The following is an 8,805-nucleotide window of genomic DNA, read 5'->3' on the forward strand; positions in this document are numbered from 1 at the left end:
GCAGGCTTGGTTTGCGCCTATAGCACTGAGCTTCAAAGCGGATTAATTTTGGGTTTTTAGGTCAAAAACCCTGTCAAGTACTTTTTTGTTTTTTTTCAGGCTGAATAGTTACCATTTTTAAAGATTATAGCTCAGGCATGCTAAATTTATACCGGTTTTGCCTTTAGGAAAGGCTGTTCTAAGATATTAGACAACTTCACAAACCCAAAGATTAAAAAGACGCCCTTATTTGATATCCAGTAATAATGCTACACCATAAAACACCCTAATAAAGCTGATCTTGTTTTTCTGCAGGGTTATCACTCACTTGATTTAGCAAGTTTAAGGCATGGGCGCGGCTACCACTTTTCGCTCGTTGCATTAAATAATCCTCCGTTTTAAGTGAGGCAATCTTTTCAGCCACAGCGGTAACAATAAATTGGTTAATGGATACTTCACCCTTGAGATTTTCGATTTCTTTTTTGTAATAGTCGGGTAGTCTTAACGCATAGTTCATTTTAAAACTCCTTGTTTTTGCAAAAACGTTTTTGGGGTGCAGTGTGTAAAGTTAAATGTTACTTCTATTTCTTTAAAATCGCGGGGATTAAAGCCAGCTAGATAGTCTTATTGCACATGGAAAACTCTCACCAGCCCAAAATCACTAGGCCTACTGGATTAATGAGTGTTTGATAAAAAGATGGGGGGTTGACTAAACGGCGTGATATTTGCAATCGTATCGGCGAGCTTCGTTTCGGCCACTTCCGTGTCATGCTCAACCTGCGCGCGCAACCAATAACCTTTGGATAAACCAAAAAAGCGGCATAAGCGTAAATCGGTATCGGCGGTGATCGCTCTTTTTCCAGCGACAATTTCACCAATACGCTGTGCCGGTACATTAATTTCTTTTGCCAAACGATATTGTGAAATGCCCATTGGTTTTAAAAACTCTTCCAATAAAATTTCACCCGGCGTAATCGGCGTTAACTTTTCCATCCTAAACTCCTCAGTGGTAATCCACTATCTCCACATCTTGCGCCCCAAGACCCGTCCAATAAAAACACAGCCTAAATTGATCGTTAATACGAATACTGTAATAACCCTCTCTGTCGCCCTTTAACTTCTCAAGGCGATTACCCGGTGGAACGCGCAAATCTTCCAAGCAAGACGAGATTTGTAATTGCCTGAGTTTACGACGTGCGACCGCTTCAATATTAACAAACTGCTTTACACGTAAACCTTCGGCTAGGGCTTTCGTTTTTAGACATTTAAATGACTTAATCATAGAGAGATAATAACGTCAAGCATTAATAACGTCAAGCGTTACTATCCAAGGTATGCAATTAAAGTTTAAGTGCAATTTAAAAGTGGCTGTCCTTTTAGTATTGATAAACAAACCTCCGACTAACGTATGCACATATGTTTATAACTCGCTCCCACGCTGTGCGTCACCGCCATTAAGCTAAGAAAAAAACGGTCATTGCGAGGCGCGCAGCGACGCGGACAACGAAGTCAGCGCGAAGCCTGAATCTCTCAAGGGCGCACGCCGTCTGCAAGAGATTGCCACGGCCTTCGGCCTCGCAATGACCCATTCTTTTACCCAGAGCCGTCATCCCTGCGCGAAGTCGCAGGATCCAGCCGCTGGCGGCAATAGACCCTGCGACTTCGCGCAGGGTGACAGAGCCATTAGGGAGGCTAGGAGCCATTTATTCCTTAACTTAATGGCCATGATGCACGACGTGGGAACGAGAAAAGAAGTGTGCATACGTTAGGGTATGCAGCTGTGATTCCTTCTTAAATTAGAAGGACTTTACCATCAAGCCATTGCCGTTATAGCAGGCTGTATTGTTGGCCGTGCTTTTTGTTGCACATGCCATAAGTCATACGCCATTTGCATTTTTAACCAGCTTTCTGCTGAAGGCGTTTGGAGCCACTGTTCTAATCTTAGTGCCATATCCGCTGAAATCCCTGAATGCTCATTGAGTAAACGAGACAGCTGTACGCGCGATATGCCAAGTTGTTTAGCGGCTTCAGTCACACTGAGACCTAACGCTGGCAAGATGTCTTCACGTAAAATTGATGCTGGATGTGGTGGGCAAAACATCTTCATTTGATTTCCCTCAATGATAATCTTGATAATCAACAAGTTCGGCGTCTTCACCGTCGAAACAAGAATGACATTGTAAGAACATGGAAAGTATAATTTTAATTGCCAGTTACCTTTGAAAACGCTTGCAAAACAACCACACCTGTAATAATTAAAGCGATCCCCAAAACAGCTGCCCAATCAAGTGTTTGCTTAAACGCTAACCAACCAATTAAGGTAATCAAAACAATACCCACACCTGCCCAAATCGCATAAGCCACTCCAACTGGGATTTGCTTTAATGTTAAAGATAGCAAATAAAAGGCTAATCCATAACCAATTAAGACCACCAGTGATGGCCCGAGTTTTGTAAACCCATCACTCAGTTTTAATGCGGTCGTACCTATCACTTCAGCCAGGATAGCTAGGGTTAATAACAACCATACATTCATATTTTATACACCTTTAAATACTTCTACTTACAATAGAGGGGTAAAAGCCAATTTTTTTAAAAATCAATTACATTTCCATCCAGACTATATACCAACTAGCTTGCACACTGCATCCATTAGCGCCTATTCAAGTTACTGGCCTGCTCGTGAAGATTAGAACTGAATTTTTTTCACTTCGCCGTTTTCGCAAATCACCGCATATTGGCCTAATGCGCGTTTGCGGTTCAGCTCGCGTTTTACTGCGCGCTTCAATACTTCAAGCATATCGTTAGCATCTAGTTTTTTAGGGCTTTCGGATGGTTTGGTCTCTATGGTATTCATCTGCGATTCCTTTTAAATTTTCGTAATGCTGGTGATTAGTGATAACAAATTCATTTTGGTTTTTTGAAAAAATTCGTTGCGGCTCGATCATATTCAAATAGCAATACACCTCATCCACCGCATCAATATAGTGGTAAAACAAATTATAAACGCTCTTGGGAAATCGGCGTTCGATGTCTTGAGCTGGAATATTATGCCCGCCATGTAAAACGCGCTCTTCAACTCGTTGTTTGGAGAGGTTGACATTTTCCAATGCCAAGTAATGAAGCGTTACCGTCCAGCCGTTTTGTTTTAGGTTTTGAATCCGTTTTAAATAAGACAAGCCGGATAGAGTGGTTTCAAAACACACTGTTTGCTGTAATACAACGGCGGCGTTCAAGCGTTGGAGAAACAATTTTCCCGCGTGAATATTGCGCAATTCGGTTGGCACATCCACCAAGGATTTGGCAATTTCATCCGCGTTAATAAAATGCTGAATGATGCCTTCGTCAATCAATTGCATCGCAAAGGTGGTTTTGCCCGCGCCATTGGGTCCAGCGATGATGATTAATTCTTTAGACATTTAATTCAAGCTCCGCCTAGCGATTGGCTTGAAAGCACTTTTGCGCCCTGCCGCATATCATGAAAACTCGGGGCGGCGGCGAGTAGCGTTTGGGTGTAGTGGTGTTGTGGGTTTTCTAGGATGGATTGGACTTCGCCCTGCTCGACGATTTTGCCTTCGGACATCACGGCGACGCGGTGGGCGATGCGCGGGATGATGGAGAGGTCGTGGGTGATAAATAATAGAGATAGATTGTAGGTTTTCTGCAGGTGGTTGAGCAAATCTAATACTTGCGCGCGCACGGTGACGTCTAGCGCGCTGGTGGGTTCATCGCAGATGATTAATTCTGGCTCAACCGCTAGGGCGCGCGCGATGCCGATACGTTGGCGTTGGCCGCCGGAGAATTCGTGCGGGTAGCGCATTTTGTGTTCGGCTAATAGGCCAACTTGTTGGAGCAGTTCGTCAATGCGCTGATTTTGATCGTTTTTGTTTTGCGAGCCGACTTTTAGGCTCACCATGCCCTCGCGAATGATTTCACCGATGGTCATACGCGGATTGAGCGCCGAATAGGGATCTTGGAAAATCACCTGTATTTTTTTGCGCAGGGGTTTGATTTTGCGCTCATTGAGTTGTGCGAGATTAACGTCCTGGTATCGAATTTCGCCTTCGGTGCTGTCGATTAACCGCAGAATGGCTTGGCCAATGGTGCTTTTTCCGCTGCCCGACTCGCCCACCAACGCGAGGGTTTCACCACGTCGAATCACTAAATCAACCCCATCAACCGCTTTTACATAGCCGACCGTTCGTTGCAAAAAGCCTTTTTTAATCGGGAAATGGACCTTTAAGCCACGCAAATCCAGCAAGGACTCGTTGGTTTGTACGGGTTTGTAGTTACGCTGTGGCAAGGCATCCGCCAGCAGTTGTTGGGTATAGGGATGGGTCGGTGCGTTGATAAAGTGGGCTATTTCTGCGGTTTCAACTAATCGCCCCTTTTGCATAACCGCCACACGGTCCGCCATTTCAGCGACCACGCCCATATCGTGAGTGATAAACAGAATGGATAAACCCCGTTCATCACGCAATTTTTTTAGCAGTTTTAATACTTGAGCTTGGATGGTGACATCCAGCGCGGTGGTCGGTTCGTCGGCGATTAATAAATCCGGCTCACAGGCCAGCGCCATCGCAATCATCACCCGTTGTTTTTGACCGCCAGATAGCTGGTGCGGATACCAATTGATGCGTTGTTCGGCCTCTGGAATGCCCACTTCGTTGAATAAATCAATCGCTTTGGCTTGAGCGGCTTTTGAGGATAACCCTAAATGCACGCGCAACACTTCAGCCACTTGATCGCCAACGCGCATGACCGGATTGAGAGAGGTCATCGGCTCTTGGAATATCATCGCAATCGACTTGCCGCGCACCTTTTGCATTTGCGCTTCGGTCAGGTTCAGCAAAGATTGGTTGTGCAGCTGAATATCGCCCGCTACAATGCGCAGCGCATCGGGTAATAAACGCATCACCGCTAAGGATGTCAGGGATTTACCACTGCCCGACTCGCCCACCAAGGCAAAAATCTCACCCGGCTGAATCTGAAAGCTAATACCATCAATCAGCGCATTATCGCCGACCTTTACCACTAAATTATCAATTGCTAAAACCGGATTTTTCACACAGAGTTCCTTTATTCGCCTGTAAGCTGTTTTACATGTGTCACTAGGGTTGGGCTTACATAAATTCCTGACGCAAGCATTTTTTCAATAGACTCCGAGACTGATGAGATCAATCCTCTGCGCTTGGCAAGTATCAACACACCCAGTGAGCCAATTACAGGTATCTGATTAATATTAGCAACCTTACGACCTCTAGCATCATCAATTAATAGTCTATCTGCTTTTAAGTGCTTAAATAAATACATGCTTGAAATTTCACCTGCATCTGAATAAGCATCCAACAAAACGATATCCTTTTCAGAGAATGAAACTTTCTTATCTACTAAAAAACTAGCAAGCTGTTTTGCAAATGGCTTTGTTAAGTCAGCTGCAAGTTCATCATAAACAACATCAGACACTCGAACTTCATTAAAAAGTTTTTCAAGCAGTGAAAGCTGATCGCAAGCAGTTAAAGCTATAAGTGCGGAGGCGTCTGCAACTAGCAGCATTATAAGCCTTCCAACTCGGCATCCAATGCGTCAGCGGATATATCAATAACGGGTATATCATTGCTTTGACAGGCTAGCATAAAACTATACAAGTCTAAACCCGCTAAATGAGCCGCCTTTGCAATGGTCACTTTTTGTTGCTTAAACAACCACAAGGCATAGCTTAATTTTATATCCTTTTGAATCGACGCAACAGATTCAAACTTAATCAAAGGCTCAGGTAAATCAATCGTTACGTTCATGCTTTTTCCCCTCTTAAATAAACGGTATAACCGCTAAACGGAATACAACAAAGCTTAATAATAGCATCAACAACACATTGATTAGCGCAAAGCGTACCCTTGGATAAAGGTGATGTGCGGCTTGCTGGCAAATTTCGGCTTGTTTTTCCGCAACAAACCAGTCAACCCAGCGTTGTTCTATTTGCGATAGACTTTTTAAATGATGGGTTAGCGATTCAGACAAACGAGCCGCAATCACCGCTTGCAGGCTTTTATGTTGCCAAAGTTGTTGCAAGGCGTTTTTATAACCATACGCCAGCACACCATTCCAAAAAAACACCAAGCCTAAGCCGAGATAGAACACCCAAGGCCCGAGCCAAAGACTCAAGCCAAGCGCAACCAGTAACAAGCCATTTTGAATCGCAAAATAACGCCAAAATGCACGATACCAGGCCTGCTCCAACTCCGTTAAATAGGCTGTGGCCTGACTATTAAGTTCGGCCATCATCTTGTCGCGCGTTTTTTGTTCAAGCTGTTCACTCACCCAGTCCTTGGTCTTTTTGCCGGCAAATAGACTCGCGGCAACCCCAGCGCCCCAAGCCAAACCTTTTACAATCAACGGTGCTGCAAACCAAGCCATGTCATGTCCTTTATTTAAGCTTCAACCTGAACATTTGGATAAACTTTCACGAGCGGATTGTCGAACGAATGCAATTTCCAGCATCTATCGACGATTTTAAAACAAAAGGCTTTCGCGGTTTCTGTCTTACCATCGTAATCAATACTGGTTGCAAAAATATCCAACACCTTACGCCAGAAGACCTTTTCAGAACTGCGAATATTGCGAATACGAGCCAATAGCTCTTCAAAGTAAGCATCGTTTTCGGGTGCCATCAAACGATCATCATCCATCGCAAAACCTTTTAAGGCATAGCTTTTCAGAATCTCCGTCGCCCAATATCTAAACTGCGCGCCACGGTGCGAGCGAACGCGAAAGCCAACTTGAAAAATCACATCCAAATTGTAGTGTTCCGGTGTTCGAGTGACTTGGCGTTCCCCCTCTTGGGCAACTATTCGGAATTTCCGAATAGTTCGATCTGCCTGCAACTCACCATCATTAAAGATATTACGTAAATGGCCATTAATGGTCGAAACTTTAACTTGGTAAAGGTCAGCCAATTGCTTTTGAGTCATCCAAATCGAACCTTCAACCAACACCAGTTGTAAACGAGTCTGTCCATCTTCCGTTTGATAGAGCAAAAACTCACCTAAAGTCTGTGCTTTGGTCATAGTTCACCCTCACTCGAAAGCTTAGCCGCATAAATTGTTAAGCGTAGCTCCATATCAGCAATATTTTCGTAAACCGGTTTGATACCCGACAAAGCCGTGCTTTCATTGATAATCACATCCACGCCAGCGCCGCGTCGATCCATTAAATAAGAACGACCCAATCCCGATTCTTGCACCGAATAATAGCGGGCAAACAAGCTGGAAATTACCTCGTTACGCGGCATCGACATCATTTGCATCGACTCCACCGTCATGGTGTTAAGCAACGAACCCGGCGAATACAGCTCTAAACGGTCACTGAACAGATGCAAACGAATCCGCCCCTGCGACAAGGAATAATCCCGGTGCGCCACCGCATTGACCAAAGCCTCAAATACCGCGCGCAAACTGTATTGCGGATAATCCACCCGCCCGAGTGCTTTTTTGGCGGGTACTTGCATATGCCGTTTCACAAAATGAAACGCATCCCAAATCTGGCGGTCAATCGGGCCATCAAAATCCTTAGCGTCCAATTGATATTGCGGGTCATTGGTTTCACCACGATAAGCCACCGCTTGAATATAAGCGTGGGGTAACCATCGAGTCGGCTTTAAAGTACACAACAGCAGGCCTGCAACCGAAAGGCAAAGTTCACCCTCTTCGTTTTCCGCCAATAAATGCAGGCGTTGTAGTTGGCGCTCAATATCGCCTTCTCCCTCACGAACAAATTGACGAACCAGTAACGCATCCGCATCCTTGAAGCCGGTTTTCGCAATCGGCTGTTCATCAAAGCGAATCAAACGTGTTTGGCTGCGTTGCTGAAACAAACGCGCCAATACATCCGGCGACATTTCCCGTTTGGCGTGCGCAACCCGTTTAAAATAACCATTCGGGCTTTTGTGCACCATCAAGCTCTTAGGAACCGTTACCACTATGACGGGTTGCATCTGACCCGACACATCGAGCAACGTTAGGTGTTCGGTCACAATATCCAATGGCGGGGTAACCTTGTCATGGCAAATTTCCGCCAACCATTTTTCAACGGCATCCAAGGCAGAATAAGGAATACCTAAAACTTCTTTGCTTTTGTCATCAACGCCCAACACCAATAAACCGCCTTGCGCGTTCGCCATCGCAGCCAATTCATCGGCTAAACTTTCCGCATGGGGTGCCTCCACTTTTGTCTCACTGCGCATTACCAAACGCTTTAACTCCAGTTTTGAATCTTCACCTAAGCGGATGCGGTTTAATAAGCTTTCTGCGTTGAGCATTACTTCACTTTCTCATCAAACAAACCAGGCCTGGTTGCACTAGGATGATATTACCAAAAGAAGAACGAATTAACTCCTCCAATAAAATCCACGGCTCCAGCTTTGCTCTCTTATCCTTGCCAATCCAAGTAAATTCCAGTTTTTGTTTTTTATTCGTCATTACGCATTAACCTAGGAGCCTGTCGGACAAATAATCGCTAGCCGGCCCAAAATGGGCTTTTTTGCCTTAAAATACGTGATTTTTAGCATATTTGAGCGATTTTCTGTCCTATTTCCCCTACTTTAGACGCAATGATCCCATGCGTTTTATATTCCAGGCTAAACACACAAGTGACCATTCCCCTTTTACAGCCTCTAATCCTCGCAGTGAAAAGGTTCTAAAACCCATGACGGATTTGATGATCCCAAACACCGGTTCGATGGTTTGCTTTCTAAGCGCATAGCGTTTTCGACCTTCTTGGGTTTTGAGCGTGTGTTGCATGGTTTGTTTGATGCTGGCGTTTTCTTCCA

The 8,805-nt window shown here is 44.7% G+C and carries 15 protein-coding genes; all 15 read right to left on the reverse strand.

All coding sequences use genetic code 11. The features are described 5' to 3' along the window. Positions 1 to 265: 265 nt before the first annotated feature. A complete protein-coding gene (locus NA59_RS12095; protein ID WP_044413160.1) occupies positions 266 to 496 on the reverse strand; it encodes a YlcI/YnfO family protein in 231 nt (76 codons plus the stop codon). 158 nt (positions 497 to 654) lie between these two features. Continuing rightward, the gene (locus tag NA59_RS12100; protein WP_044413162.1) at positions 655 to 972 is read right to left on the reverse strand and encodes a HigA family addiction module antitoxin; all 318 of its coding nucleotides are present in this window, start codon (positions 970 to 972) and stop codon (positions 655 to 657) included. 10 nt (positions 973 to 982) lie between these two features. Further along, entirely contained in the window at positions 983 to 1,261 is a 279-nt protein-coding gene (locus NA59_RS12105; RefSeq protein WP_044413165.1) for a type II toxin-antitoxin system RelE/ParE family toxin, read from the reverse strand. A gap of 531 nt (positions 1,262 to 1,792) precedes the next feature. After that, positions 1,793 to 2,086 (reverse strand): HigA family addiction module antitoxin, encoded by a 294-nt coding sequence (locus NA59_RS12115; RefSeq protein WP_044413193.1) that lies wholly within the window; start codon positions 2,084 to 2,086, stop codon positions 1,793 to 1,795. A gap of 95 nt (positions 2,087 to 2,181) precedes the next feature. Further along, positions 2,182 to 2,514: a DMT family transporter gene (locus NA59_RS12120; protein ID WP_044413170.1), complete on the reverse strand. Its 333-nt coding sequence runs from the start codon at positions 2,512 to 2,514 to the stop codon at positions 2,182 to 2,184. Positions 2,515 to 2,667: 153 nt separating this feature from the next. After that, positions 2,668 to 2,835 carry a hypothetical protein gene (locus NA59_RS15205; RefSeq protein WP_157792629.1) on the reverse strand — a complete coding sequence of 56 codons (168 nt, stop codon included), beginning with the start codon at positions 2,833 to 2,835 and terminating at the stop codon, positions 2,668 to 2,670. Further along, the gene (locus NA59_RS12125; RefSeq protein ID WP_044413173.1) at positions 2,798 to 3,397 is read right to left on the reverse strand and encodes a zeta toxin family protein; all 600 of its coding nucleotides are present in this window, start codon (positions 3,395 to 3,397) and stop codon (positions 2,798 to 2,800) included. The genes NA59_RS15205 and NA59_RS12125 overlap by 38 nt, the downstream gene beginning before the upstream one ends. A gap of 5 nt (positions 3,398 to 3,402) precedes the next feature. Continuing rightward, positions 3,403 to 5,046, reverse strand: coding sequence for an ABC transporter ATP-binding protein (locus NA59_RS12130; protein ID WP_044413176.1), 1,644 nt, complete (start codon positions 5,044 to 5,046; stop codon positions 3,403 to 3,405). An 11-nt stretch (positions 5,047 to 5,057) separates the two neighbouring features. Then, a complete protein-coding gene (locus NA59_RS12135; RefSeq protein WP_044413179.1) occupies positions 5,058 to 5,534 on the reverse strand; it encodes a PIN domain-containing protein in 477 nt (158 codons plus the stop codon). Continuing rightward, on the reverse strand, positions 5,534 to 5,776 hold the full coding sequence (locus tag NA59_RS12140) for a UPF0175 family protein (protein WP_044413182.1): 243 nt from the start codon (positions 5,774 to 5,776) through the stop codon (positions 5,534 to 5,536). The genes NA59_RS12135 and NA59_RS12140 overlap by 1 nt, the downstream gene beginning before the upstream one ends. A gap of 13 nt (positions 5,777 to 5,789) precedes the next feature. After that, positions 5,790 to 6,395: a hypothetical protein gene (locus NA59_RS12145; RefSeq protein WP_044413185.1), complete on the reverse strand. Its 606-nt coding sequence runs from the start codon at positions 6,393 to 6,395 to the stop codon at positions 5,790 to 5,792. Between the two features lie 14 nt (positions 6,396 to 6,409). Continuing rightward, a complete protein-coding gene (locus NA59_RS12150) occupies positions 6,410 to 7,045 on the reverse strand; it encodes a virulence RhuM family protein (protein WP_052501670.1) in 636 nt (211 codons plus the stop codon). Continuing rightward, on the reverse strand, positions 7,042 to 8,295 hold the full coding sequence (locus NA59_RS12155; protein ID WP_044413189.1) for an ATP-binding protein: 1,254 nt from the start codon (positions 8,293 to 8,295) through the stop codon (positions 7,042 to 7,044). Before NA59_RS12155 ends, NA59_RS12150 begins: the two co-directional genes overlap by 4 nt. A gap of 4 nt (positions 8,296 to 8,299) precedes the next feature. Next, entirely contained in the window at positions 8,300 to 8,455 is a 156-nt protein-coding gene (locus NA59_RS15210; RefSeq protein WP_157792630.1) for a hypothetical protein, read from the reverse strand. Positions 8,456 to 8,572: 117 nt separating this feature from the next. Beyond that, positions 8,573 to 8,805: transposase (locus tag NA59_RS12160; RefSeq protein ID WP_157792631.1), on the reverse strand; the 233-nt coding region annotated here is incomplete at its 5' end.

Source organism: Thiomicrospira microaerophila (assembly GCF_000934765.1).
Taxonomy (GTDB): Bacteria; Pseudomonadota; Gammaproteobacteria; order Thiomicrospirales; family Thiomicrospiraceae; genus Thiomicrospira; species Thiomicrospira microaerophila.